Consider the following 25,976-nt stretch of genomic DNA (forward strand, 5'->3'; position numbering starts at 1 on the left):
GACATTGCGTCTGGTTCCGATCAGGAGGAAATTGGCAGGGCGTCGATCAGGTGCTCGATGTCGTCCATCGAGTTGAACCACGAAGGACAGATACGGAAACGGTTGCGACTGAGCGTGATTGCAACGCCCGCGCGGGAAAGCGGCTCGGACAACCTCTTGTAGGCATCGGGCAAGACACAAGTGAGCAGCGAGCTTCGACAATTGGCGGGCGTTACCACGTCATAGCCCTTTGAGGGCAGCGCCTCATGCAGACGGCGGAGCATCGGCTGGCGATGCACCATGATGTTGTCGATCCCGAGTTCGAGCAGCCTCGTCAGCGACCAGTCGAGTTGCGCCATCACCGCATGGGAATGCGTGCCCATCGCGAACATGCCTTCGGCATCGGGCCGCGGGGTCATGTCGGCAATGCTCTGGCCTGCCTCGTCGAACGGGTAGACGTGCGGCTTGAAGCTATCGAGCTGATAGTAACCGAACCGCTTGCGTTTGAGCCGTGCCAGACGATCGGGCCGGACGTAAAGGAAACCTAGCCCAAAGTCGCCCATCAGCCACTTGTAGCTGGCCGTCGCCGCGAAATCGACGCCGCTTGCCTTCACGTCGATCGGCACGGTTCCGGCGGCATGAATGATATCGGCATAGACCAGCGCTCCGCGAGCATGAGCGATTTCGCAGATGCGCTTGAGGTCGTGCTCGAAGCCGTTGTAGGTCGAAACCAGTGAGAGACTGACAAGCCGTGTGTCCGGGCCGATCGCCTTTTCGTAGGCATCCGGGTCTATGCGTCCGTCTTTCGGCCGTATCCAGCGCACGTCAACGCCTTGCTTTGCAAGCTGATCGTAGAGCCAGAACGAACCGAAGAAATGGAGCGTATCGGTAACGACGCTGCCCTTCGCCGCCGGAAGATCGAGCGCATCGACGATCGACTGTTCGCCTGCAGTCGTGCTCTGGACGAAAGCCAGATCTTCCGGCGCGGCATTGATGAGGCGCGCGAAAGCAGCCTTGATCCGAACCTCCGTATCGTGGCTGGACCATTCCCGCATTTCGGCACGGGACTGGAGATAGGCATCGACCGAAGCCTTCGCGGGCAAGGGCACCGGATGCATCGTGCCGGAATCGAGATAGACCCTTGGCATAGCCGCAAAGTCGCCGGGGCGAGCAAGCGATACCCCCTTTACGGAAGCGGCCAGAGCTTCGCCTGCCATCGCCGGAGCCAGCGGCAGAAGCGTTGAAGCCCGCAGGATATTTCTGCGAGAGAGGCGCGGCGAAGGGGGCGAATCGGTTCGCTGGATCATTTACGCATCCTATGCAAAGGCTGGCGCATAAGAATTGCGCATTTCAAAGCTTCAGCCGCTCTCATGTCCCCGGTGGATGAGGGCGTCACAGCGGCGGAAATCCATTTCGCGCATAATCTTGCCTGGGCAACTGGGCTAGGCTCTCACCGTTGTCGAACCAAAAAGGCCCGTCCATGCCGTCAAAGTCCGCTCGCCTGCTGGCTTCATCACTGTCTTTCCTTGCGCTTGTCGCTTGCCAATCGATCGGCACCGCGGAGAGGCAGGCCGGCAGCCTCCCTGGCGACCTCTGCGGAAAGGGCATTGTCGGTGCGGCTTCCAAGCTTGGCGGTCTGGACTACACGACATGTGCCGGAACGATCGAGATCGACGATGCGAATGGCGTCAAGGCGGCGGACCTGTTCTACACCGCCTACTTCGCGAAAGCCGCTTCCCCCCAAAAGCCGCGCCCCATTGTTTTCATCTGGAACGGCGGTCCGGGCGCGGATTCCCGCCTGCTCCAGTTTCATGCCCTTGGACCGCGCACGCTCCAAGGCGACGTTCTGGGCGATAATCCGGCAAGCCCCCTCCCCGTCGCCGACCTCGTGTTCCTCGACCCTGCCGGAACCGGCTTCAGTCGCGCCGTTTCGGAAGGAGCGGCCAGGCAGCTCTATTCGACGAACGGCGATCTTGCCGCCACCGCTCAGTTCATCCAGCGCTTCCTGAAGTCCCACGAGCGTGAGGGCGCACCCGTCTACCTCGTTGGCGAAAGCTTTGGCACATGGCGCGCCGCGGGCGTGGCGGAGGCGCTGATCGACCGTGGACAACCGGTCGCGGGGATCGCGCTCGTATCCGGCGGCATTCCGATGGGCGAGGAACGCGACCGCGCCCTGATGCGTGCGCTTACCCTTCCCAACCGCACTGCGACGGCTCTGGCGCTCGGCAAACTCGATGCCGCGCTCACAGCCGATCGCGCCAGAACCCTCGCCGATGCGGAAACATGGGCGCGCACGGTCTGGTATCCCGCGCTGGCCCACCCGGATAGGCTGGACGACACTTCCCGTACCAACGTCGTCGCCGGACTGTCGCGCTTCATGGGCCTCGCACCTTCGATGATAGATCCCAAGACGCTGTGGGTTTCGCCCAGAGAGTTCCGAACCAAACTCCTGGGCGCGGAAGGCAAAACCCTGGGCGTATTCGATATGCGGCAGACGGCACCGGCATCCGACGAAAAAGCAGGAAGCGCCGCAATCATCGCATTCTATCGGGAGGTTTTGAACTATCGCGCCGGTCAATATGCCGGGATCGATATCCCAGAACTCCCCGTTGGCAACGACTGGCAGTATGACCAGTCACCCATCACCAAGGAATCGCTGGCCCGCGCCATGGCGGGCGAAGGTCCGCCCAGTGCCTCCCAGCCCTGGGTGCTTCGCGCTCTGGAAAAGGCACCGACGATGAGGGTGTTCGTCGCGACAGGCCTTTACGATTCACTCAATGGCTGCGCAGCCAACGGCCAGGCCGCTCGCGATTTTCCCGATCCTCTCGCGCAACGGATCGAGGCACACTGCTACGGCGGTGGCCACATGATGTACGAGGAAGCTTCGGAAGCCCCTCAATTTGCAAAAGACCTATCCAGCTTCTTTAGCAAGTCGCATTGATCGGCGATATCGGGTTAGAAAATTCACACCTTCACCATTTGAGGTAATTTTAATTTAATCGCAGTTCACACCGCCCCTCACTTCGCAAAACCCTCGCTTGCTGCATGCGCTAGGTTCTCCTCAGGGAAAGAACACGCAGACAGAACATGAGGGGTAGTTCGATGATCCAGTCACGCATCGAGAGGGCGGGCTTTGCCGCGCTCATGGTTTCCACCGCAGCGGCCGCGCTGCTGGCCGGCGCACCGGCGCAGGCGCAGGATCTGGCGCCCAGCGCCGACGACAGCGTACCTGCTGCGGACATCGTCGTTACCGGCTCGCGCATTCGCCGCGACGCTGCCGACGAGACCGCGCCGCTCAATATCGTGGACAGCCAGACCATCTCGGATCGCGGCTACATCAGCGCTTCCGACGCGCTCAACCAGCTCACGTCCAACAGTCCGATGCTCAGCCAAGCAGATGGCAGCGGCGAAGGCAGCGGGTCGGGGCAGCAGTTCCCCAATCTCTTCGGCCTTGGCGCTGGTCGCACGCTCACCCTGCTGAACGGCCGCCGAATGGTGACCAGTTCCTCTGGTCTTGGCGACGCGCAGGTCGATGCCAACATCATCCCGCTCGGCCTGCTCGACCGCGTCGAAGTGGTTCAGGGTGGTGGTGCTGCCGTCTACGGTTCGGATGCCATCGCGGGCGTGGTCAACTATGTGCTCAAGGACAAGTTCGAGGGCCTCGAACTCGATGCGCAGAACGGCATCTCCTCGCGCGGCGATTATCATACCTACAGCCTTCGCGGCACCGCGGGTAAGAACTTCGCGGACGGACGCGGCAATATCGCGATCGACGTGAACTACGCCAGGACCCCCACGCTGATGTTCGCGGACCGGCCGCTTTCGGCACTGGGCCGCCTCACGGTCAGCAACCCCGCCGACCAGTCCGCAACCGACGGGATTCCGGCGGTGAAGGAACTGCTCGATGCGCACTTCTGGGAGTTCAACTCCAACGGCGTCCTGTTCAACGCGCCCGCGCCGTTCACCCGCTTCCTCACCCAGTCGAACGGTACGCCGCTCCAGTTCGACTCCAGCGGCAATGTCGTTTCCTACGATCCGGGAACCGATGTTGGTATCCCGTTCTCCAGCGGCGGCCAGGGCTTCTCCTACCGCGACCTTGCGGGGCTGCGAACCGGCGTCGAGCGCTTCACGGGCAACCTGATCGCGCATTACGACCTGACCGATGCGATCACCCTGCGCACCGAACTGCTCTATGCCCATACCGCCGGAACCGAGATCCCGCAGGGCCAGAGCCGCACGATCCTGAACTACGGTACTTACGCCGGTCCGGTGATCTTCACGATCAATAACCCCTATCTCACCGATCAGGCGAAAAGCGTGCTTTCGTCAGCGAACCCCGGGTTCGCCGCCGGTGCTCCGCTGTTCCTGTCGAAGTACTTCTACGATCTGACCCCGGACAACCTGCAAAGCTACAAGACCGACACCTACCGCGGCCTGCTCGCCGTTGACGGAGAGTTCTCGGCCGGAAGCCGCAACTTCTACTGGACGGTCTCGGGAAGCTATGCCCGCGTCGATGGTTCGCAGCGCCGCTGGGAAGTCGACAATGCCAAGTACAGCAACGCGATCAATGCCGTGCTTTCGGGCGGCCAGATCGTCTGCGGCATCAATGCCGACGCCGATCCCGCCAACAATGACGCCTCGTGCGCCCCCATCAATCCGTTCGGCAACGGCAACGTCTCCAGCGCCGCGCAGCAGTATGTGAGCGTCCGCGCCGGCCTGGACTATCGTAACGAGCAGACCGACTTCCTCGCCACGCTTGGCGGCGACGTAATCCAGCTTCCCGGCGGCACCGCCAAGTTCAGCCTGGCATACGAGCACCGCGATGAGCAGGTGTCCTACACCCCGCTCGCAGCGAACCAGCAGGGCCTGTTCGGCGGCGGCACCATGGAAGTCGCCCAGTCTGCCGGCTACAACACGGACGAACTTTCGGCAGAACTGCTGATCCCGCTGATCGACAGCGCGATGAACGTACCGATCGTGCGCATGCTCGAAGCAAGCGCGGCGGGCCGCCTCGTCGACAATTCGATCGCCGGCAAGGAGCAGGTCTGGGATCTCGGACTTCGCTGGCAGCCGCTCGACGGGATTACCCTGCGCGTAAGCCGCAGCCGTAACTTCCGCGCGCCCACGCTTGCGATGAAGTTCTCGCCGACGACTACCTCGCTCGGTTCGGTGGGCTACGATCCCTGCGATGCCGACCGCATCAACAGCGGTTCGAACCCTTCGGTTCGTTATGCCAACTGTCTGGCGGCCTTCACCGCCAATCCGAACTACGGCGTGGAAGCAGATGGCACCAATGCAGGAAAGAGCGCGGCCGAGCGTCTCGCGGCGTTCCAGGACCCCGCCGAGAACTTCGAGCGCGCGACCATCACCAGCGGCGGCAACGCAAACCTGCGCAACGAGATCTCCGACACCTTCACGTACGGCGTGGTCCTCCAGCCCCGGTTCATTCCGGGCCTGACCATCAGCGCAGATCGCATCGAGATCGACCTCAAGGACGGCCTCTCGGCCTTCACCACCGAGGACTTCACGGCGGCCTGCTATGATAATACCAACCCTGATCCCGCCGTCTGCAATGCCTTCACCCGCATTGCCTCTTCGGACGGCGTGAGCCCGGGCGGCACGATACTCGCCGGCACGACGACCACCTTCAACGCAGGTGTCGTGAAGTACCGCGGCGAAGTCTACGCCGTCGACTACACCTTCGAACCCGGGAACATCGGCGCATTCCACCTCGGCGTGAACGCGACGCACAACACGCTCCTGACCACTTCGGTCACTGGCGAGAACTACGTCCGCACCGACAACACCTATGAAAAGCCGACCTGGGAAGGCCGTTTCAATCTGGATTGGACCAAGGGTCCGGTCCGGCTGAGCTACCAGGCCTATTACCTCGACAAGACCAAGGCCGCTTACGACGCGACCATCGAGACCACGCCCAACCCGCTGCTCGACAGCAACCTCACGCACTCGATCTCGATGCAGTTCGATACAGGCCGCATGATACTGCGCGCCGGCATCGACAACTTCACCGACGAGGCGCCTTCCTATCCGCAGATCGCCTATGGCGACATCCTCGGCCGCCGCTTCTGGGTCGGCGCCAAGCTGAAGATGTGACGGATTCTGGCGGCGCCGGGACCATTCCCCCCGGCGCCGCCTCCATCCACAATCCAGCTCTATCCGGCAGATTCGAGAACATGGCTTCCAGCCCAGACGACCAGACTTCGAAGTCCTACGCCCAATGGGTGAGGCGCTCGATCATCCGGAACAGCAATTCCCGCAGCCTTCTCGTCAGCCTGTTCGAAAGTTCGGTACCCGAGCCCAAGGACCTGCTGCGCGAAGTGCTTCTCGAAGGTTTCGAGAATGGCATAAGCTCCCGCTATGCCAGTACTTTCGTGAAGGGGAACCCCTTCCTCGTCGCCGCGCTGGCGCGCGATTACGGTGTGCGTGAGGAACAGGTCCTGACCACCACCGGCGCAACCGGCGCACTTTCGCTGATCTACCGCGCCCTGCTCAAGGCAGGTGATCGCATCCTTATCGAGAACCCCAGCTTCGAGCTGTTCGGCAGTCTTGCGCAGTCCGTCGGCATCGCCGTCGATACGTTCGAGCGCCCCGCTCCCTACTTCACGATCGATCCCGCCGAAGTCGAGGCACGCATCCGGCCCGAAACACGGATGATCGTCCTTTCGAACCTGCACAATCCGTCCGGAATGCCGGTCTCGGATGATACCATGCGTGCGCTCTGCGCCGTGGCGGATCGGCATGATGTGGTGCTGGTTGTGGACGAGGTCTATGCGCCCTATGCCGGGGACCGGTTGAAGCCTGCCGCCTCACTTGGCGCTTCGCCGCGCGTGCTTTCGGTCAACAGCCTGACCAAGATCTTCGGTCTCAGTACCCTGCGCTGCGGATGGATCGTCGGCGATGAAAGCCTGGTGGCGCCGGTTCGCGAACTGGCGCGAGAGGTGGAGTTCGCCATCTCGAACCTTGCGCACGCGGTTGCCGCGCTGGTTGTCGAAAATCCGGCGCGCTTTCAGGAGAACACCTTCTCGGTGATCGCAAAAGCCAGGCCGATCATAGAATCCTATCACGCCTACTGGACCGCTGAAGGACTGGTGGAAGGGACATTGCCCGAAAGCGGCTGCATCGCCTTCCCCCGCCTCGTCGGGATCGGAGATACCGAGCATTTCTCCGGCTGGCTTTCCGATCGCTGCGGAGTACTGGTGGCTCCGGGGGAATACTTCGGCGCGCCCGGACATATCCGCCTCGGTTTCGCAATGGAGCCGTCGCGCCTCGATTATGGCCTTCAGGCTCTGACCGACGGCCTCCTGACCTACCGGGAAACCCATAGACTTCTGGAATTGCCATGATCCTGACGCCGCAGCAGCCCTTCGGTCGCAAAAAGAAGTCTCCGCGTCGCCTTTCGGCGTTGACGGGGATCGCGCTTGTCGCGGCGTCTGCCGGACCCATTCCGACGCAAGCGGCCGAGCCGCCGGCCGAGAGGGTCCTCATCGATGCGCGGGTTTCGAAACCCGATCCCGCGCATCCTGTCCGCGCCGAGCTGAGGCTAGTCCCTGTCTCAGCCGGCGCGGACAGTTCACCCGCAACTGCGGGCTACATTTCCTATTCCCGCCCTCAGACCGGCAGGAATGCAAAGACCGAACGGCCGGTGATCTTCGCCTTCAACGGTGGACCCGGCGCTTCGGCCGCCTATCTCCACATGGGCCTGCTCGGCCCCGTGCTCGCGCATGTTCCGCAAGACCCTGCCGATACGAACGCCGGCGCCGGCGACACCCTGCCCGGCCCGTCAAAACTCTATGACGTGGCTGACGTGGTCTTCATCGACCCACCCGGTACCGGATTTTCGGAGCGCCCCGCCGGTGCGGCAGGCGCGCCCTACAGCACGGTTGAGGGCGATGCGAATGCGGCGGCGGACGTCGTGCGCCAATGGCTCACCAGCCACGGGCGGCAGAACTCACCGTTCTATATCCTCGGCGAAAGCTACGGCACGATCCGCGCGGTTGCGATGCTCGATGCGCTGGACCGGCAGGACCTGGCTGCGAACGTGCGCGGCGTCGTCCTGCTGGGGCAGGCGCTCAACATGATCGAGACCTCGCAGCGCCCCGACAATGTGGTGACTTACGCGGTGTCGCTGCCAACGCTGGCCGCCATCGCCTGCTACCACGGCATGGTGAAAGCGCCCTGCACGGCGGCAGGCGTGACCGACGCGGCGGCAAGCTTCGCCCGCGAGGACTACCTCCCCGCCCTCTATCGCGGCCGCGACCTGCCGCAGGCCGATCGTGAGAGGCTTGCCGCGCGGCTCGCCGAACTAACTGGCATCCCGGCGGCGTTCTACCTCGCAAACGACCTGCGCATTTCCAAGGAACGCTTCCGCGTCGAACTACTGCGCGCGAAAGGCAAGGTCATGGGTCGTTACGATGCCCGCTATCTCGCAGATCGTCCCGGAAACGTGACAACGATGATGCCGGGCGATCCCTCATCGTCGATCTCGGACATTTTCGGCAAGGCGATGACCGTCTATCTGGGCGACACGCTCAAAGTCCCCGGCGCCGATACATACAAGGTGATCGCCCGCTTCGAAGGCGGATGGAGCTACGGCGCAGAGGATTCACCTTTCGCCGACTGGCCGTTCATGTCCGTGGTCGAGCGCCACGCGGCAACCAACGCTTGCCTGCGGCTTTTCGTCGGCACCGGGATCTACGATACCACCACGACCATCGGCGCGGCCGATTACCTCTTCGCACAATCCAGCCTGCCGAAGACGCGCTATCGCAACGAGCGTTATGTCGGCGGCCATGTATTCTATTCCGACGATGGCAGCCGCGCGCGGTTCCAGTCGGATCTCGTCGATTTCATCAATGCGGATAGCTGCCGGGGGGCGCAAAAGTGAGTGAAGCTGAACATGCCCTGCGCAAGGGCATAGGCCTGTGGGGCGTGGTCTCACTGGGGCTTGGCACGGCAGTCGGTGTTTCGATCTTCTCGGCCGTCTCCCCCGCCACCGCTCTCGCCGGACCGGGAATGTTGCTATCGGTGGTGATCGCGGCGTTGCCGATGTACCTCATCGCCGTCAGCTATGCCTACCTGGGCTCTGCCGATCCGGTTTCCGGCGCAAGCTTCGTCTGGCCCTCACGCTATCTTCATCCGACACTCGGGTTCTTCATCGCCTGGATGCGGATCATCGCCAACATGGGGGCAATGGTCGTGCTGGCGCTGGTGCTGGTCCGATACGTCTCGATGCTCGTGCCGCTACCGGTCAAGCCGACAATGTTCGCGGTACTGGTACTGGCGTTGCTCGCCAATCTGGTCGGCGTCCATGTCGCCACCCGCGCGCAAACTGTTATGGTCGGCGGGCTGATCCTGTTGTTCGGCCTGTTCGTGATCTGGGGCGGCATCACCGTGTCCGAGCCGGCCCGGCTCGAACCGTTCCTTCCCCATGGCCTGCACGGCGCCTTTGCCGCCGCGCCTCTTCTCATGGGTCTGTTCTTCGGGATCGAGGCAGCGACGGAAGCGGGCGGCGAAGTGGCCAACAGCCGCCGCAACATCCCGATCGGGATCGCGGTCGCCATTGGTTCGGCCACGGTTCTCTACGTAGCCGTGGCCTTCGTGGCGCTGACCGTGCTCGGCCCCGCCACGCTGGCCGGCAGCGAAGCGCCGATCCTCGAAACCGCCAGTCGCTTCATGGGACCGCTCGCCGTGCCGGCGATCGTGCTGGCCGCCATCGCCGCGATCGGTACCAGCCTCAATTCCATCTTCACGATGTTCAGCCGCAGCCTTTTCGCGATGGCCGAAGCGGGAGTTCTGCCCCGGGCGATCGCCAGCGTTCATCCCCGCTCGCACGTGCCGCACGTGGCACTGTTCACCGTCTTCGGAATCGGCTGTGCCGGCCTGCTGATGCCGATGGAACTGACCTTCCTGTTCCTCGCGGTCAACATCCCCAATCTGGTGAAATATGGCAGCATCTGCCTGTCCGCCGCACGAGTGGCGAGGAGCTATCCCGAACTGCACAGCGGCGCCGGGTTCCGTCCGGCACGCGGCGTGATGATGACACTGGGCTGCGCCGGTACGGTCTGCGCGCTTGCCCTCATCGTGATCGGCCTCGAAGCGGATTGGCGGCCCTATGTCCTTCTGCTGGGCTGGGGCTTCCTGGGCGCGGTATGGTACTTCGCCCGTCGGCGCAGCTAGAAGCTCAAAAACCGGTTCACGAGAAAAGAGGCAGGTGGCGACGCCCCCTGCCTCTTTTCGTTCAAAACGCGAAGTCCTCGTGCGCCTCCGCTCCCGATCCGCCCATCAGCGCGACGGGCTTCGCGGCTGCTGCCGGTGCAACGACCTTGGGCGGCTCCGCAAAAGGCTTCACGCCAACCTCGCCCCAGATTTCCGACGGGAAGTACACCGTCCCCCCCTTCACGACCATGGCCATGCGGTGGATCGCCGAGATATCCTCCAGCGGGTTTCCGTCAAGCAACACGAAGTCGGCATACTTGCCCTTTTCGACCGAGCCATAGGACTGGTCGCGATGCATGTACTGTTCCGGTCCAAGCGTGCCGATCTTCAACACATCGGCCACGGGAAGCCCAGCCTCCGCGTAGATTTGCAACTCGCGGTGGACCGACAGGCCCGTGGCATCGTCGGTCCCCGGCAGGAGCGTGATGCCGCGCCTGTGCATGTCGCGCAGCAGCGCCTTGATCGTCACGAAGGCGCCGTCGTAACCGGCGGCATCCTCGGGCGTCTTGATCGGGGCAATGCCCTGGCGGCGATTGCGCTGCACGCCAACCGGCAGATGGTCGAAATAGCCCGCGACGGCCGGACTGATCTTGCCGTCCCGGCTCATCATCAGCAGTTCGAGCGTCACCGCCGTAGGATCGAGCGCGATGTGCTTCGCCTCCATCGTGTCGAGCGTCGAAGCGACGCGCGGCGAGGTGATGTCCAGCCCTGCCGTCCGCCGCATGGCGGTGAGCCGCAGCGGCGTGCGGGTATCTTCCTTGGGATCGAGCACCCAGCCCAGCATGAGCTGGTTGATGTGCGTCACTTCGTCATAACCCGCCGCGATCATCGCATCGGCATTCGTAAAGGCCGGGATATGCCCGGTTACCCCCATGCCGAGCCGCCTGGCTTCACTGACCACGCTGGGCACCCATTCGGGATTGAAGCTGTTATAGATCTTCACCTGCCAGTAGCCGCGCGCACCGTACCAGCGCACCGCGTCGAGCGCCTCGGCCTCGCTACCGGCGATGAAGCCGTTGCGCGAACTGTAGGGGCTTCGCCCTTCGAGGAAGCCATTGCGCACGATGCGTGGCCCCGCCACTTCGCCCGCATCGATGCGGCGCGTCAGGTCGATTAGGAAGGCGTTCTCGTTGCCCATGTCGCGCACGCTGGTCACGCCCGAGGCGATGTACAGCAATGCCGATTGGAGCGAGACGTGAGCATGCATGTCATGCAGCCCGGGGATGACCACTCTTCCCGCACCTTCGACCGTGGCCTCGCCGGGCGAGGCAGGGCTGTCGAGCGGTTCGACCGAGGCGATCCTGTCTCCGAACACGACTATCGAAACCGGATCGCCCAGCTTGCCGCTGGCCGGATCGAAGACTCGGACGTCACGGATGCGGATCGGCGCGTCGTAGTTATGCGCGACCTTTTTCTGGATCGCGGCGAAACGGGCAGCCGAACGCTCTGCCGCGATTTTCGCCAGTTCGCCGGCATAAGGCGCAAGACTTTCGCGGACGGTGGCATTGGTCGGCGAATAGGCCGCCACCAGAGCGCCCTTGTCATCGAGCAGGATGGCGCTCGGCGTAAGACCGATACCTTTGACGAGGAAGGCGCGATAGGCAATGGCGCCCAGCGAGACCGGCGCTTCCTCTTCCAGCGAAAGCGTGCCGCCGGGGGCTGCCGGCAAGGCATGATCGCTATCGGCCAGCAATGCGCGGGCATAGATGCCCAGTGAGAACGGGCTTCCTTCCTGCGCGACATAGAGCGTGGGTGACCTGGCCTGCATGGCGCCCTTGCCGGTCGTATCGACCCAGGAGAGGCGCTTGCCTCTGGCAGTGAACTGCTCGTCCACCTTGTTGCCGAACGTCGAGGTACCCTGAAGGGTCCAACTCGTGGGCAGCCCTTTGTCGTCGAGCACGATCGTCTCGTGCATGGTCGGGCCTCGGCCATTGCTCTTGACGTCATGGTCGATCGAGACGGTATTGCCCTGAACGTCCGCATAAACGTGGCCGACGTTCTCGCCGTTGTCGATCACCGCGAAGCGCTCGGCCTCGGCGTGAAGGGCAGTGGCCGAAAGCGCGATCGTGGAACAGGCGAGCAAGCGCAAGGCCGCAGTTCGTTTGAGGTGCATCAGTTCGAATTCCGGCTTGCGTGAAAGATATGGGCAGCGGATGCAAGATCCTGCACCGCATGGCCGAGCGACTTGTAAACGGTGATTTCGTCGGCACTGCGCCGACCGGGGGCGCGCCCAAGCAGCACTTCACCGATTTCGGCAACGATGTGATCGTCACTCACGACGCCCTCCGCCCTGGCCACCAGGAATTCCGCTGCCGCATCGAGCGCGGAGGCCTTGCTGTCGGCGATGAAGCGGGCGGCCAGAACCAGATCATTGTCGACCTCGACCGGGCCCGGGCCGCTTGATCCCACGATATTGACATGCGTTCCTGCGCGCACCCATTCGCCGAGCAGGATCGGCTGCCGGGCGCCGGTCAGCGTGCAGATCACATCTGCTTCGGCCGCTGCGGTCCTGGCATCGAAAGCCACTTCCACCGGCAGGCGCCCGCTCCAGGCATCGACGACGGCCTGCGCTTTCGCGGCATCGCGGCCCCAGATGAGAATGCGTTCGAAACGGCGCACCAGCGGCAGCGCCTCAAGGTGGGAATGGACCTGACCGCCGGTGCCCATCAGCAACAGCACTTTCGCATCCTCACGCGCCAACGCGTCCGTGCCGACGGCCGTTGCTGCAGCGGTGCGGATATGCGTGATCTCCTCGGCATCGGCGACGCAGACCGGGCGCCCCTCCACCGGCTCGAACAGGGTCACGACGCCGCGATGGCGGCGTACGCCGGGGTTGTCCGGCTCGGCGAAGACGCTGATGAGCTTTGCCCCGAACATGCCCTGATCGGAGAGCGCCCCGGGCATCAGGCCGAAAGTCCGGCCCTCTCCCATGTGGATCATCGTTCGCAGCAACTGGCGCGTCTCACCGCGCGAAAGCGCTTTCATCGCTTCCCGCACGACTTCGATGCAAGAAGGGTAGCCGAGCAGGGCGCGCACGTCCTCTGCATCGAAGATCGACAGTTCGCTCCGTTTCATATCCCTGATCCGTCCCTGTTGCCGGCTATCGGCTCCTCAAGCATCACTGATAGCGCGCTGTGGCGAAATATCTCGACCTTTGTTGCGCTCATGCGCAATTGCGTGGCATGTTCAAACCAACAAACCAGAACAGGGAGCATAATCTTGCCTGCCGAACTTGACCGGCTCGACATGAAGATCCTCGATCGCCTTCAGATCGACGCCTCCGAATCTTCCAGCGAGATCGCTGACCGCGTGGGGCTTTCCCAATCGCCCTGCTGGCGCCGCATGCAGCGGCTCAAGGAGGAGGGTTATGTGCGCCACACCGTGGCGATCCTCGACCGTGAAAAGTTCGGCGAAAGCATGTTCATCTTCGCCCAGCTCAAGATGTCTCGCCTGTCGGACGACGACCGTGACCGGTTCGTCCACGCAGTGGAGGCAACACCGGAAATCCTCGAAGCCTACACTCTGTTCGGTGAAATGGACGTGATGCTCAAAGTCCTGGCCCCCAACATCGCCTGGTACCAGAACTTCACGTTCCGCACCCTGCTCCGCCTGCCCGGTGTGGAGGACGTGCGCTCCACGGCAACGCTCTCGGAACTCAAGTGCACGCACCGGCTACCGCTGCCGTCGTTGCCGGGTTGAATTCCCCACCAAGCATATTTCATGCGCACGCCTGCCGGCAAGCGATGCTCTTTGCACATTTTCCTTCGGTACAGCCTGTTAGCCTCGTTTCATGACATCGCTTCGCAACGCCCTGCTCGCCGCGCTTCTTTCCTCCACGCCGCTCGCCTCCGCCACGGCGGCCGAAGCGACCGATGGCCCCGCGCCGGAAATTTCAATCGCACTTGCGCCGGTTGCCGATGAACAGGGCGCGCTTACACGTCTCGACGTGGCGATCCGCTTCGAAGCACCTCCACAAGGCGACGCGCTTGCTGCCATTGCAGTCACCGCCAATACCGTGGAGACTTCCGCGAGGAACCTGCAAGGTCTGGTCTTCTCCGATACCCGCGGCCTGATTCCGGTCGAAATGCATGACACGGCGCGGGACGGAGACAACCTCGAACGCTCGTGGAAAGCGCTGCGCCCGGTCGAAGGCGCGGTAACTGTCGCCTACCGCTTGCCTGTAGACCCGGCCCAGCCTGAAATGGCACGCCCGCAATACGAACTGCGGGCTGCCGACGCCGGGCTGTCCGGCGCAGGCAACGCTTTTCTCATACTGCCGGCCGACGCACGCGCCCGAGACCTGTCGGTAAGCTGGGACCTCGCGCGGGCAGGCAAGGACGCACGCGGCGTCTCCAGCCTGGGGATCGGGAATAGCCATGGCAGCCGCCCTCTCCGGCCCGACCAGATCGGCGGGACATACTACATGGCCGGCCGCATCGGATCTTACGCCAAGAGCACATTCTTCGGTGCCTGGCAGGGACAATTCAGCTTCGCCGGGCCTCAACTGATGGATTGGGCAGCCCGCCTTCAGAAATTCTACGGAGAATTCTTCGACCAGCGCCCAGCCAGCTTCGGGGTGTTTGCGCGAACCAATCGGCTCAATCCCGGAAGCGGCATCGGCCTGACAGACAGTTTCGCTTTTACCTTCAGCGAAAAAACGCCCCTCTCCGACCTCGAAAGCCTGCTGGCGCATGAAATGGTCCATGCCTGGATCAACTCACTCGGCGATTCGATGGACGCGGCGGGCGGGCTCGGTCTTTCGTGGTTCGGTGAAGGTCTCGCTGTCCATTATCAGCGCATGCTGCCTTATCGCGCCGGACTGATTTCGCGGCAGGCCTTCCTGGACGACCTCAACTCCACAGCCGGACGCTACTATACAAACGCCCTGATCGGCACTCCCAATGACCGCATCGCGGACGGGTTCTGGAAGGACACCCGAATCCGCGTGTTGCCCTACGATCGCGGTTCGCTTTACTTCGCCTCGGTGGATGCGCAAATCCGCGCCGCCTCGGGTGGAAAACGTTCGCTCGACGATCTCGTGCGCCGCATGCTTGCCGAGCGCCGCGCCGGCCATGCCATGGACCTTGCGCTCTGGAAGACACTGCTGGGCCAAGAGCTTGGCGCCCGGGGCATCGCCGATTTCGAAGCGATGCTGGCGGGTCGGACCGTATTACCTCCGGCAGATGCCTTTGGACCCTGCTTCGACCGCGTTATCAAGCCACTCAAGCGCTTCGACCTCGGGTTTGATCCGCTGATCCTCGTCACGCCGGAGCGCGTGGTGCAGGGCCTCAAGCCCGGCTCCGCCGCAGAAGCCGCAGGGCTGCAAAACGGTGACCGCATCCTGAACCGTTTTCCGCAAGACGGCCTGCAAGGCGATCAGGACGCCAGCCTGACCCTTGACATCGAGAGGGACGGCCAGAAGCGCAAGCTGACCTATCTGCCGCGAGGAGAGACTATGGATGCGTACCAGTGGCAGGCGAAGCCCGGCGTCTCCTGCCACTGACGCAAACTCATGCCGGAGCTGTCGTCATGCTGTCACCTGCCCTGAATAGCCGGCGGAAACAGAGCCGGTTTCCCGAAGGTTTTCAGCATGATCGAATCTCCGCTTTCCCGTCGCTCGCTGATCCGCGGCAGCGCCGGAGCGACGCTTGTCGGGATGGCAGCGTCAATCGTGCCTGACGGGCTTGCAGCCGCAAGCAACGCAAGACCAAGGGCCCCGCGCCCGGCAAAGCCTCTGGTGATCGGCCATCGCGGCGCCAGCGCGCTGCGCCCCGAACACACGCTCGCCTCCTACGCCAAGGCCATTGCAGACGGCGCGGACTTTATCGAACCCGACCTTGTCTGCACAAAGGACGGCATTCTTGTGGCCCGGCACGAAAACAACATCGCCGACACAACCGATGTCGCCGACCATCCAGAGTTTGCAGGCCGGAAAGCCACGAAAGTCATCGACGGCGAGAATGTTACAGGCTGGTTCACCGAGGACTTCACGCTTGATGAAATCAAGCGCCTGCGCGCGAGAGAACGACTCGGCCCGCTACGGCCGGAGAGCCATGGGTTCGACGGCCAGTTCCAGGTCGTTACCTTCGAGGAAATCGCCGAGTTCGTCGCTGCCGAGGCCCGTGCCCACGGCCGCTTGATCGGCGTCATTCCCGAGATCAAGCACTCTACCTACTTTGCCACTATCGGCATTCCGCTTGAGCAGCGCGTTCTCGACCGCCTCCACGCCAGCCCATACCTCTGCACTGCCCCGGTGATCCTCCAGAGCTTCGAGGTATCGAACCTGAAATGGCTGCGCGAGCGGCTTGATGGGCTCCGCAACGTCCAACTCATGCAACTCACCGTACCCGGTGCAAAGCGCCCGGCCGATCTTGCAGCAAAGGGCTCTGGCCCCAGTTTCGACGATCTCCATAAGCCAGCAGGCCTCGCTGAAATCGCGACTTATGCGGATTGGATATCGCCCTACAACCTCGCCCTTGTCCCGCGCGACAAGGACAATCGCCTTGCAGCCCAGCCCAGCGGTCTGGTCGCCAACGCACACGAGGCCGGCCTTCTGGTTTCCAGTTGGACTTTCAGGCCGGAAAATTACTTTCTTCCCGCCGATTTTCGCAACGCATCAGGCGATGCCGCGCGCAACCCGGCAGGCAGCATCGCCGAAATCCGCCGTTATCTTGAACTGGGGCTCGACGCTTTCTTCACGGACGATCCGGCACTGGGCCGTGAAGCGGTTGACGGCACAAGGCTTAAGGCCTGACCCTCAACCACGAAAAAGCCCGCGAAAATCGCGGGCTTTTATTGTTGGTGCGCCCGACGGGATTCGAACCCATGGCCCCCAGATTAGGAATCTGGTGCTCTATCCGGCTGAGCTACGGGCGCACTCGAGGGCCTCCTAGCTTGCGGCGAATGCCTTGGCAATTGGTTCAATTGGTCTGTTCGGGCGGAACCACCGGAAACGGCAAGGGCATGACCGGAATGCCTTCCTCCATAAGCTCCTGCGCCTGCTCGGGCGTGGCACGGCCATGGATCACTTCGGCATCGCGCTCGCCATAATGCATGGCCCGGGCATCTTCCACGAAGGTCTCACCGACAAAACGACTGGACCTGAGCGCCTCGACCTGCATCAGCGCAAGCTTCTGGAGCAGTTCGACCGCCTGCGGCGGGATTGCTTCCGCCTGCTGGAGCGAGGCCGGCTCTGAAGGCACTACCGCAGAGGAAACTTCCGGTTTCTGCGGCGGTGCGTCTGACGCAGCAGTCCGCTGGTTCCCCTTGCGGGCAAGGTGAGGCGCCTGAACCGCCTTTCCAACGTCGTCCGACCCGCAACGGGGACAACTCAGCAATCCCCGTTCCTGCTGCCGCGCATAATCGTCCGAGGACTTGAACCAGCCCTCGAAACGGTGATGCGCGGAACGGCATTCGAGATCAAAGACAATAGGCATCGCGGCCTATTTGGCGATCTCGCGGCGGTTGGCAAGGCTTGGCAACTGCGCGCGCACTTCCGCGATGCGGCCAGGATCAAGATCGACGAAGCCGAGACCGGCCATTTCCCCGCCCATATCGAGCAGAACCTCGCCCCAGGGGTCGATCGCCAGCGAATGACCGTAAGTCTCGCGCCCATCCTCGTGATGGCCCACTTGCGCTGCGCTGAGCATGAAAGCGCTTGCTTCCACGGCCCGTGCGCGCTGCATCAGGTGCCAATGCGCCCGGCCGGTAGGCACGGTAAATGCGGCCGGAGCGGCGATGACATCGCACCTCGCACGGCCGAGCGCCTCGAACAGCGCCGGGAAACGGACGTCGTAGCAAATCGCCAGACCCAGGCGCCCAAGCGGTGTTTCCACCGTCACCACCTTGTCGCCCGGCGCGTAAGCATTCGATTCGCGCCAAGATTCGCCCGTCGCCAGATCCACGTCGAACATGTGCATCTTGTCATAGCGAGCGCGAATCTCGCCCGAGGCATCGATGACGAAAGCGCGGTTGGCGTAGCGCCCATCGCCCTGCCCATCGTTTCCGGGACGCACGGCCAGCGAGCCGAGATGGACCCAAACCCCTTCCCGCGCCGCAGCCTCTCGCACGGCGGCCAGTACCCGATCCTCGCCCTCCGTAACTATGTTGACGGCTGCACGCTCGCGCTTGCGGTCAAGCAGGCCGGACATCTCGGGGGTGAAGACCATGACCGCACCGCCCGCCTTCGCCTCGGCAAGGGCGGAAACGATCGCGGCAGCGTTGACGTCGGGATCGATGCCCGTGGTCATCTGGAACAGGGCGGCGCGGACCATTCCGGTCAGAGCCCGAGAACGGGGTCTAGCTTGCCGGCGCGGTCCAGCGCGCTGATGTCGTCGAAACCGCCGTAGGGCTTATCGTCCACCAGCACCTGGGGAACGGTCAAGGCACCGGGAACCCGCTCAACCATTTCGGCCCGCTTCGGCCCGCCCATCGTGATGTCATACTCTTCGTAGGTCACGCCTTTGCCGTCGAGCAGCGACTTGGCCATGACGCAATAGGGGCAGCCCCACTTGGTGTAGATCTCGACCTTCGGCTGGCTCATGAATACGGTTCCTTCAATCTCTTTGCGACCCTTGAAAGGGCGCCGCGCTATCATATCTAGGGATGCAAGTCATGGCCCGCCAAGGGGATGGCTTGCCAAAGAGGCGCCGGAGTCCGGGCCTCGTCACACGAAGATTGCTCAAGCGAGGATTTTTGTCATGAACCGTATCGATTTTTCGCCCTACCGCCGCACCATGGTCGGTTTCGACCGCCTGTTCGACATGATCGAGAACCAGGGCCGCGTGAATCCGGGCGATAAATATCCCCCCTTCAATATCGAACGTCGCGGCGCCGATGCCTATCGCATCACGCTGGCGGTCGCCGGTTTCAAGCCTGCCGACATCGATATCACTGCGCAGGCCAACCTGTTGGTGGTCAAGGGCCACAAGCCCGAAGAATCCGTCGAAGGCGAGATGCTGCACGTCGGCATCGCCCAGCGCGGGTTCGAGCGACGCTTCGAACTGGCAGATTATGTTCGCGTCGATGCCGCTGACCTGGCTGACGGCCTCCTTGTGATCGACCTCGTGCGTGAAGTGCCCGAGGCGATGAAGCCCAAGAAGATCGCGATTGGCGGCAATACGCTCACCGTGGTCGAGGGCAGCGCCGAAGAAGGTTCCGCTGCCGCCTGAATAGCCGGGTGAATTGCAGAATTGGGGGCGGTCCGGAAATGTCCGGGCCGCCCTTTTTGATGGTAAATTGCGCACTTCGCACGGAATGCAATTAAAACAGCGATGGACAGGCCAGGCCCAGCGCTTAATCCGCATGCTTTGCAAAGCAATGGGCCGCACTTTTCCATGATTTCGATCCTGTCGGTCGTCCTGCCGATCTTCGCCCTGACATTCGCAGGTTGGCTGACGCGGCGCTTGGGCATCTTCAGTCCGCAATCGACCACTGAACTGAACCGCTTCGTGGTCTATCTCGCCCTGCCTGCGCTGCTTTTCGATATCGTAGCCAAGGCCGACGCGGCCCAACTCTGGCAGCCCGGTTTCGTCGCGGTGTTTGGGCTGAGCACGTTCTTCTTCTTCGCGCTTACCGTAGCCATCAGCCGACTGGCCGGCGCAGAGATCGGCAATGCCGCAATCCATGGCCTCAACGGCGCTTATTCCAACGCAGCGTTTCTCGGCTTTCCACTGCTGCTGGCAACGCTGGGGCCGGCCTCCCAGACACTCACCCTGATCGCGACGATCAACACCGTCTGCGTGCTCTTTGCGGTTGCCATCGTACTGATCGAATTCGGAAACCAGTCAGGCGGCGGTGGCCCCTTGATCGTACTGCGCGTGCTACAGGCACTGTTTCGCAATCCGCTCGTATTGGCACCGCTACTCGGCGCTGCCGTGATGTCGAGCGGGATAGGCGTTGCCGCGCCCCTCGATGCATTCCTCAAACTGCTTGGATCGGCCGCAAGCCCTTGCGCCCTCGTCTGCCTCGGCATGTTCCTCGCCGAGCCGCGCGAACCAGAACCCGGCAGCGCGAGGATGACGGCCCTGCTGGTCGCTCTCAAGCTGTTCGTCTACCCGGCGATCACGCTGGCGCTCGCCCTCTGGGTCTTCCCCCTGACCGCACCTCTGCGCAATGCCGCCGTGCTCCTGGCCGCCCTGCCGACCGGAACCGGCCCCTTCATGTTGGCCGAGTTCCATCGCCGGGAAGGTGCGCTTACAGCCAGGGTTATTCTGATCTCGACAGTGTTTTCGGTCGGGACGATCACGCTGCTGCTCACCCTCCTCACCTGAAACGGGACATCCGGAATCGAAGAGGGGCGGGCTCTTGCGAGCCCGCCCCTCTTCATAATTCGGCCGCTACCGGCTCAGACCAGTCGCGCCTGCCGCAAGGCTGCCGCGATGAATCCCGCGAAAAGCGGATGCGGTTCGAACGGCCGCGACTTGTACTCCGGGTGGAACTGCACGCCCACGAAGAACGGATGATCCGGACGCTCGACGATCTCGGGCAGCAAACCGTCAGGCGACATGCCGGAGAAGATCAGTCCATTACCTTCAAGCGTTTCGCGGTATGAAGCGTTCACCTCGTAACGGTGACGATGGCGTTCCGAAATCTCGGTCGCATTGTAGATCGAGGCAACGTGGCTGTTGGGCGAAAGCTCGGCCTTGTAGGCTCCGAGACGCATCGTCCCGCCCAGATCGCCGCCTTCGGCGCGCTTTTCCAGGCCGTCCTTGCCCATCCACTCGGTGATGATGCCGACAACGGGCTCCTCGGTGGGGCCGAATTCGGTCGAGTTGGCCTTTTCGACACCAGCAGAGCGGGCGCCTTCGATACAGGCCATCTGCATGCCGAGGCAAATTCCGAAGAAGGGAACTTCACGCTCGCGCGCGAAGCGCACCGAGGCGATCTTGCCCTCCGTCCCGCGTTCGCCAAAGCCGCCTGGCACGAGAATGCCGTGCATCGGCTCAAGGGCAGCGGCGATCTCGGAATCTTCCTTCTCGAAGATCTCGGCATCGATCCAGTTGACGTTGACCTTGACCCGGTTGGCCATGCCGCCATGAACGAGTGCCTCGTTCAGCGACTTGTAGGCATCCTGAAGGCCGACATACTTGCCCACGACACCGATGGTGACTTCACCTTCGGGATATTCGAAGCGATCGGTAATGTCGTTCCAGCGCGAAAGATCAGGGGCTTCGGAAGCCATGCCGAAGTGATGAAGCACTTCCGCGTCAAGGCCCTCGTGATGATACTGCAGCGGCACTGCGTAGATGTTCGGCGCGTCAAGCGCGGGAATGACCGCCTGCGGACGCACGTTGCAGAACAGCGCGATCTTGCGGCGCTCGCTCTCCGGCAGTTCCCGGTCGCAGCGGCACAGCAGGATATCGGGCTGGATGCCGAGGCCGGTCAGCTCGCGCACGGAGTGCTGGGTAGGCTTGGTCTTCAACTCGCCGGCTGCCGCGATGTAGGGCACCAGGGTGACGTGCACGAAACAGGTCTGTTCACGGCCGAGTTCATTGCGCATCTGGCGCAGAGCCTCGACGAAAGGCAGTCCTTCGATATCGCCCACGGTGCCGCCGATTTCGCACAGGACGAAGTCGAGATCCTCGGTCTCCGTCATCGCGAAGTCCTTGATCGCGTCAGTGACGTGCGGGATCACCTGTACGGTGGCGCCCAGATAGTCGCCGCGGCGCTCCTTGGCGATGATGTCCTGGTAGATACGGCCAGAGGTGATGTTGTCAGCCTGGCGCGCCGATACGCCGGTATAGCGTTCGTAATGGCCGAGATCGAGGTCCGTCTCGGCGCCGTCGTCAGTGACGTAGACTTCGCCGTGCTGATACGGGCTCATCGTACCCGGATCGACGTTCAGATAGGGATCGAACTTGCGGATGCGGACGCGGTAACCGCGTGCCTGCAGGAGAGCCGCGAGGCTCGCCGCCATGAGACCTTTGCCGAGCGAGGAGACCACGCCGCCGGTGATAAAAATATGCCGCGCCATGGGAGTCGGCCCTTAAATTGCATGGGGGCACGAGCGCAAGAGCGCTGTGCCTGAATCCACAGTTCAAAACGAATGAAATGCCGCCTGCCAGAGCCAGACGGCATTCCTGTTACGATGATGCGCCGTAGTGTGCCCTGCCGGATTACCGGCCGGCAGCACCCGAAAGCGGATCATTGGCCGGAGTCGTGCCCGCAGGAGCAGCACCGGCCGGAGCCGGGCTCGCGCCATCCGCCGGAGCCGCGGCGGGAGCCGCCGGGCCGGCGAGCGGGTCGGCCGGCTGCGCGGGCGCGGCCGGAGCCGTCTCGCGCTGAAGGGAAGTATCGATATCGCGGCCCGTGGTTTCGTTCACCGCAAGCGCCGCAAGCACGATCGAGAGAATCACGAAAACCGCAGCAAGAATTCCAGTGGCGCGGGTAAGGAAGTTGGCCGCGCCGCGTGCGGACATGATGCCCGAGGGGCTGCCGCCCACGCCGAGACCGCCGCCTTCCGACTTCTGCATCAGGATGACGCCGACGAGAAGGAGGGCGACAATCGCCTGGACCACGGTCAGGAAAAGAAACATCGTGCGTTTTTCTCAGTGTTCTCGGGGGCCAAGGCCCGCATCTCAAGTCGCGCAGATAGGCGCTAGTCCGTCTCTGCGCAAGTCATCACCCGAAGCAGCTGCACAGTGCCCGCTGCCCGGCCGACTTTCGGGGCATTCTCGCCCCGTTTCCGTCGTCAGTCGTTGCCCAGCGAAGCTGCAGCGCCAACGATGGCGAGGAAACTTTCCGCGGTCAGGCTTGCACCGCCCACCAATGCTCCGCCCACTTCCGGCACGGACAGCAGTTCATTCGCGTTGTCCGCCTTGACCGAACCGCCATAGAGAATGCGCACATCCGCACCGCCCTCGCCGTAAATGGCCTTGAGCTTGTCACGAATGGCCTGGTGCATCGCGGCCACGTCCTCGATCGAGGGCACGCGGCCCGTGCCGATGGCCCATACCGGCTCATAGGCGACCGAAAGCTTCTCAGGGGCGCCGTCCGTGCGCGGGCACGAACCTTCGAGCTGCGCGGCGACCACGGCTTCGGCGTCGCCCGCATCGCGTTGCGCTTCGGTTTCACCGACGCAGAGAATCACCGCGAGGCCCGCCGACAGCGCGGCCTCCGCCTTGGCCTTGACGTCGCCGTCGCTCTCGCCGTGGAGAGTACGGCGCTCGGAATGTCCGACGATGGTGAAATCCGCGCCCGCATCCTTGAGCATGGGCGCGGAAATGTCGCCCGTGAAGGCGCCGCTGTCTTCCGCACGGCAGTCCTGCCCGCCAACGCCGATCAGTTCGACCGCATCGCGGATGCGGTAGAGCAACGTCGCCGGCGGCGCGACCGCCACCTGCACCTTCGGGAAGCGTGCGGCAGCCCGGTCGATCGCGCGCGCCTCGTTAAGCATCGCGCGCGTGCCGTTCATTTTCCAGTTACCGACGATGTAGGGCAGACCAGCCATGTTATTAAGAAACCTTGATTTCGGGGCGCATCGACCTTCTGACATACCGCAGAGGACGGGAATCGCAGGCCGCGCTTTCGTGGCGCTGCTAGGGCACGCAGGGCCTTCTTGTCAAAATCCGTGGATCTACCGTTCAGGCAAAACTTGCCGCCCGCCGCCATTCTTCGCGAGTCGCGCCCATCAGCAAGGACATCGGATAGAACCTTGCCATTGCAGGATGTCACAAGCCCCCCTAAAGCCAGCCCCGTTTTCGTACGAAGGCCGTCATCACGCTCGGCCGTCGTGCTCCGGTTGAACCCAAATCTCGCTGATCGGCACGGTCCATGCTCTCTTTCTTCCGTAACTTCCTGAAGTCCAAGATAGGTGCCGGCATCGCGCTGCTGGTCCTGGTGCTCATTACCCTGGCTTTCGTCGGCGGCGATATCACCGGCCAACGCGATTCCGCGGGCCTGGTGTCCGGTGCTTCCGTGGCCACAGTCGGCAAGGACGACGTAGAAGAAGGCGAGCTCGCACTTGCCGCCAAATCCGCGCTGACCCGCGTGCAAGGGCAGGACCCGACGATGACCATGAAGGCGCTCATCGCGCAGGGTGGTCTCGAGCAGGTTCTCGACGAACTGATCGACCGTACCGCCACGGCGTTTTTCGGCAAGAAAGTCGGCGTGGTCGCCGGTGATCGCCTGATCGACAGCGAAATCGCCCGTATCCCCGCCTTCCAGGGCGTCGACGGCAAGTTCGACCAAGCCACGTTCCGCCAGCTTCTCGCTCAGCAGGGACTGTCCGAGAAGTCGCTGCGCGAGGATATTGCGCAGGGCCTGATCGCGCAGCAGCTCATGCTGCCCGCGCAGTTCGGCACCACGATGTCGAGCTTCGCCGCCAAGCGCTACGCTTCCCTCCTTGACGAGAACCGCTCGGGTTCGGTCGTGGCGCTGCCCTCGCAGGCGTTCTTCCCCGAGAAGGCCCCGACCGACGCGGAACTCCAGGCATTCTACAAGGCTCACACAAACGCCTTCATCCGTCCCGAACGCCGCGTGATCCGTTACGCAGCCTTCGGCGAGGACGCGGTTGGCAACCTGGCCGCACCCACCGCAGCGGAAATCGCCAAGCGCTACGAGACCGACAAGGCTCTTTATGCCCCGCAGGACAACCGCAAGATCACGCAGTTGATCGTGCCTACCGAAGCTGCCGCCAAGGCGGTCGCCAGCGAAGTCGCCGGGGGCAAGACCCTCGAAGCGGCCGCGCAGGAAAAGGGCCTTTCGGCTGCGAAGCTTGAATTCTTCAGCAAGCAGCAGCTTGCCAGCCAGTTCTCTCCGGCCGTCGCAGACGCCGTCTTCGCGACCCCGACAGGCAAGCTGACCTCACCGCAGAAGAGCGCGCTCGGTTGGCACCTGATCCGCGTGGAGGAAGAACAGAAGAAGCCTGAGCGCCCCCTCGCCGCTGTCTCGGACGAAATCGTCGCGAAGCTGACCGAGGAAAAGAAGCGCACCGCCTTCACCGACCTGCTCGCCAAGATCGAGGACGAGTTCGCGAATGGCGCCAGCCTCGTCGAAGTCGCCAAGTCGGTCGGCGCCACCGTCGAAACCACCGCGCCGATCACCGCCAACGGACAGGTCTACGGCAAGGCCGGGGAAACCGCGCCTGCGCAGCTCCAGCCCGTTCTCGCCACCGCGTTCGGCATGGATCAGGAAAAGCCGCAGGCATCGCAGGTCGGCAAGGATGCGACCCAGTTCGGCGGCAAGAACTACATCGTCTACGACGTGACCCAGATCACGCCGTCGGCGCCTGCTCCGATCAAGGAAATCACCAACGACGTGAAGGCCGCCTGGGCGCTGGACAAGGGCTCGGCCGCAGCCAAGGCCGCTGCGCTCAAGGTTCAGGCAGCAATGCGTCAGGGCAAGACGCTGGAACAGGCCATTGCCGCCAGCGGCGCCAAGGTACCACCTGTCGAACAGGTCTCCATGTCGCGCGCCACGCTCACCGCCGCACTGCGTTCGGGCCGTCAGGTACCGCCGCCGGTGTCGCTGATGTTCCACATGGCCAAGGGCACCGTGAAGGTGCAGGCAGCCGGACAGGATCGCGGCTGGTTCGTCGTCGTCCTCAAGGAGGTCGTGCCAGGCAAGGTCGATTCGCCGGTCCTCGTCGAAGGCACCCAGCGTGAGCTGGGCGGCCAGCTCGGCCAGGCCTATACCGACGCCCTCGGCAAGGCGATCCGCAAGGAAGTGGGCGTCACCAAGCACGACAAGGCTATCGCAGCCGTTCGCCGCCAACTCGATGGCGCCGGCAGCGCCGAGTAACAACTGAGATGATGACCGGG

Annotated in this window: 20 protein-coding genes and 1 tRNA gene; 11 read left to right on the plus strand and 10 right to left on the minus strand. The window is 63.2% G+C overall.

Going from position 1 to position 25,976, the window contains the following annotated elements; translation table 11 throughout:
* Positions 1 to 20: 20 nt before the first annotated feature.
* Complete coding sequence (locus tag ACLIMP_RS11570; RefSeq protein WP_443477860.1) at positions 21 to 1,286, minus strand: aminotransferase class V-fold PLP-dependent enzyme; 1,266 nt, start codon at positions 1,284 to 1,286, stop codon at positions 21 to 23.
* Between the two features lie 173 nt (positions 1,287 to 1,459).
* Between ACLIMP_RS11570 and ACLIMP_RS11575 the strand changes: the two genes are divergently transcribed.
* The 5 genes from ACLIMP_RS11575 (at position 1,460) to ACLIMP_RS11595 (ending at position 10,176) form a co-directional block, all read left to right on the plus strand.
* On the plus strand, positions 1,460 to 2,920 hold the full coding sequence (locus tag ACLIMP_RS11575; RefSeq protein WP_324695363.1) for a S10 family serine carboxypeptidase-like protein: 1,461 nt from the start codon (positions 1,460 to 1,462) through the stop codon (positions 2,918 to 2,920).
* A 161-nt stretch (positions 2,921 to 3,081) separates the two neighbouring features.
* Positions 3,082 to 6,093 (plus strand): TonB-dependent receptor domain-containing protein, encoded by a 3,012-nt coding sequence (locus tag ACLIMP_RS11580; RefSeq protein ID WP_443477861.1) that lies wholly within the window; start codon positions 3,082 to 3,084, stop codon positions 6,091 to 6,093.
* 80 nt (positions 6,094 to 6,173) lie between these two features.
* Positions 6,174 to 7,343 (plus strand): pyridoxal phosphate-dependent aminotransferase, encoded by a 1,170-nt coding sequence (locus ACLIMP_RS11585; RefSeq protein ID WP_324695367.1) that lies wholly within the window; start codon positions 6,174 to 6,176, stop codon positions 7,341 to 7,343.
* Positions 7,340 to 8,884, plus strand: a complete 1,545-nt coding sequence (locus ACLIMP_RS11590; protein WP_443477862.1) for a S10 family serine carboxypeptidase-like protein — start codon at positions 7,340 to 7,342, stop codon at positions 8,882 to 8,884. The genes ACLIMP_RS11585 and ACLIMP_RS11590 overlap by 4 nt, the downstream gene beginning before the upstream one ends.
* Positions 8,881 to 10,176 carry an APC family permease gene (locus ACLIMP_RS11595; protein ID WP_324695371.1) on the plus strand — a complete coding sequence of 432 codons (1,296 nt, stop codon included), beginning with the start codon at positions 8,881 to 8,883 and terminating at the stop codon, positions 10,174 to 10,176. The genes ACLIMP_RS11590 and ACLIMP_RS11595 overlap by 4 nt, the downstream gene beginning before the upstream one ends.
* 61 nt (positions 10,177 to 10,237) lie before the next feature.
* On the opposite strand, the gene ACLIMP_RS11600 is transcribed toward ACLIMP_RS11595, so the two are convergent.
* Positions 10,238 to 12,328, minus strand: coding sequence for an amidohydrolase family protein (locus ACLIMP_RS11600; RefSeq protein ID WP_324695373.1), 2,091 nt, complete (start codon positions 12,326 to 12,328; stop codon positions 10,238 to 10,240).
* A complete protein-coding gene (locus ACLIMP_RS11605; protein WP_324695376.1) occupies positions 12,328 to 13,290 on the minus strand; it encodes an ornithine cyclodeaminase family protein in 963 nt (320 codons plus the stop codon). Before ACLIMP_RS11605 ends, ACLIMP_RS11600 begins: the two co-directional genes overlap by 1 nt.
* A 144-nt stretch (positions 13,291 to 13,434) precedes the next feature.
* Between ACLIMP_RS11605 and ACLIMP_RS11610 the strand changes: the two genes are divergently transcribed.
* The 3 genes from ACLIMP_RS11610 (at position 13,435) to ACLIMP_RS11620 (ending at position 16,969) form a co-directional block, all read left to right on the plus strand.
* On the plus strand, positions 13,435 to 13,914 hold the full coding sequence (locus ACLIMP_RS11610) for an Lrp/AsnC family transcriptional regulator (protein WP_231635872.1): 480 nt from the start codon (positions 13,435 to 13,437) through the stop codon (positions 13,912 to 13,914).
* Between the two features lie 91 nt (positions 13,915 to 14,005).
* Positions 14,006 to 15,718 (plus strand): M61 metallopeptidase family protein, encoded by a 1,713-nt coding sequence (locus ACLIMP_RS11615; protein WP_324695379.1) that lies wholly within the window; start codon positions 14,006 to 14,008, stop codon positions 15,716 to 15,718.
* A gap of 87 nt (positions 15,719 to 15,805) precedes the next feature.
* Entirely contained in the window at positions 15,806 to 16,969 is a 1,164-nt protein-coding gene (locus tag ACLIMP_RS11620; RefSeq protein ID WP_324695381.1) for a glycerophosphodiester phosphodiesterase, read from the plus strand.
* 45 nt (positions 16,970 to 17,014) lie between these two features.
* Here the strand turns inward: ACLIMP_RS11620 and ACLIMP_RS11625 are convergent.
* The 4 genes from ACLIMP_RS11625 to grxC all read right to left on the minus strand — a co-directional run bounded on the left by ACLIMP_RS11625 (position 17,015) and on the right by grxC (position 18,757).
* Positions 17,015 to 17,091 (minus strand) — tRNA-Arg (locus ACLIMP_RS11625).
* A gap of 44 nt (positions 17,092 to 17,135) precedes the next feature.
* Entirely contained in the window at positions 17,136 to 17,651 is a 516-nt protein-coding gene (locus ACLIMP_RS11630) for a DUF1178 family protein (RefSeq protein WP_324695383.1), read from the minus strand.
* A 6-nt stretch (positions 17,652 to 17,657) separates the two neighbouring features.
* Complete coding sequence (locus tag ACLIMP_RS11635; RefSeq protein ID WP_324695385.1) at positions 17,658 to 18,488, minus strand: carbon-nitrogen hydrolase family protein; 831 nt, start codon at positions 18,486 to 18,488, stop codon at positions 17,658 to 17,660.
* Positions 18,489 to 18,493: 5 nt separating this feature from the next.
* On the minus strand, positions 18,494 to 18,757 hold the full coding sequence (gene grxC / locus ACLIMP_RS11640; RefSeq protein WP_324695386.1) for a glutaredoxin 3: 264 nt from the start codon (positions 18,755 to 18,757) through the stop codon (positions 18,494 to 18,496).
* Positions 18,758 to 18,914: 157 nt separating this feature from the next.
* Between grxC and ACLIMP_RS11645 the strand changes: the two genes are divergently transcribed.
* Entirely contained in the window at positions 18,915 to 19,385 is a 471-nt protein-coding gene (locus ACLIMP_RS11645; protein ID WP_054437593.1) for an Hsp20 family protein, read from the plus strand.
* A gap of 165 nt (positions 19,386 to 19,550) precedes the next feature.
* Positions 19,551 to 20,486 (plus strand): AEC family transporter, encoded by a 936-nt coding sequence (locus ACLIMP_RS11650; RefSeq protein ID WP_324695391.1) that lies wholly within the window; start codon positions 19,551 to 19,553, stop codon positions 20,484 to 20,486.
* A gap of 74 nt (positions 20,487 to 20,560) precedes the next feature.
* On the opposite strand, the gene pyrG is transcribed toward ACLIMP_RS11650, so the two are convergent.
* From pyrG to tpiA, 3 genes are all read right to left on the minus strand, one after another.
* The gene (gene pyrG / locus ACLIMP_RS11655) at positions 20,561 to 22,189 is read right to left on the minus strand and encodes a CTP synthase (RefSeq protein WP_132469010.1); all 1,629 of its coding nucleotides are present in this window, start codon (positions 22,187 to 22,189) and stop codon (positions 20,561 to 20,563) included.
* 142 nt (positions 22,190 to 22,331) lie between these two features.
* Complete coding sequence (secG, locus tag ACLIMP_RS11660) at positions 22,332 to 22,751, minus strand: preprotein translocase subunit SecG (RefSeq protein ID WP_185997336.1); 420 nt, start codon at positions 22,749 to 22,751, stop codon at positions 22,332 to 22,334.
* A gap of 155 nt (positions 22,752 to 22,906) precedes the next feature.
* Positions 22,907 to 23,665, minus strand: a complete 759-nt coding sequence (gene tpiA, locus ACLIMP_RS11665) for a triose-phosphate isomerase (RefSeq protein ID WP_054437602.1) — start codon at positions 23,663 to 23,665, stop codon at positions 22,907 to 22,909.
* Between the two features lie 323 nt (positions 23,666 to 23,988).
* Here tpiA and ACLIMP_RS11670 point away from each other — a divergent pair, with 323 nt between their 5' ends.
* Positions 23,989 to 25,956, plus strand: a complete 1,968-nt coding sequence (locus tag ACLIMP_RS11670; RefSeq protein WP_324695395.1) for a peptidylprolyl isomerase — start codon at positions 23,989 to 23,991, stop codon at positions 25,954 to 25,956.
* Positions 25,957 to 25,976 lie beyond the last annotated feature (20 nt).

This window comes from Novosphingobium aeonii, from assembly GCF_052279045.1.
GTDB lineage: Bacteria > Pseudomonadota > Alphaproteobacteria > Sphingomonadales > Sphingomonadaceae > Novosphingobium.